Origin of the sequence: Bowmanella yangjiangensis, from assembly GCF_017255015.1 — a bacterium.
GTDB classification, from domain to species: domain Bacteria; phylum Pseudomonadota; class Gammaproteobacteria; order Enterobacterales; family Alteromonadaceae; genus Bowmanella; species Bowmanella yangjiangensis.
Genome location: NZ_JAFKCS010000568.1, coordinates 1 through 476, shown reverse-complemented (window position 1 = coordinate 476; position 476 = coordinate 1). Strand labels below are relative to the sequence as shown.

The window sequence follows — 476 nt, the reverse complement described above, 5'->3', positions numbered from 1 at the left end:
AAGGCGCCGGGTCGGGGTTTTCACTGGTAGGGCTCCGGGAAAATAGAGGACGTTCCTGGAGATAGCCGCCACAGCGGCGAGCAACCCCTACCTCGCGATGAAATTATTTTTCAGCTGCACGCCGGCTCAGGCTCAGCGAGCCATCCGCAGCGCGCTGCAGCTGCACTGGCAATATCTTCGGCAACAACACCAGCAGAGCGTCCAGGTTGGCGCTGGCGAAGGTGCCGGACACCGGCAGCTGCGCCAGGTCCGGGTCGTCGAGCTGCACCCGTGTGTCGCGCTGGCGCCTGAGCGTATCCAGCACCTCGACCAGCGGCGTGCGATCGAACACCACGCGGCCGTCGATCCAGCCGTTCAGCGCCCTGGCATCTACCCGCTCCGGGCTGCCCAGCTGGCCGTTGCGCACCAGCACCTGCTGGCCGGGCGTGAGCAGCAGCTCATCGTGCAGGCCGCGCACACCGACTCTGCCCTCCTCG

1 protein-coding gene is annotated in these 476 nt (G+C 66.8%); it reads right to left on the bottom strand.

Features of this window, described 5'->3' with window-relative positions:
• Window positions 1-103: 103 nt before the first annotated feature.
• On the bottom strand, window positions 104-476 hold a 373-nt coding region (locus J0A65_RS25700), incomplete at its 5' end, for a FecR family protein (RefSeq protein WP_206597040.1).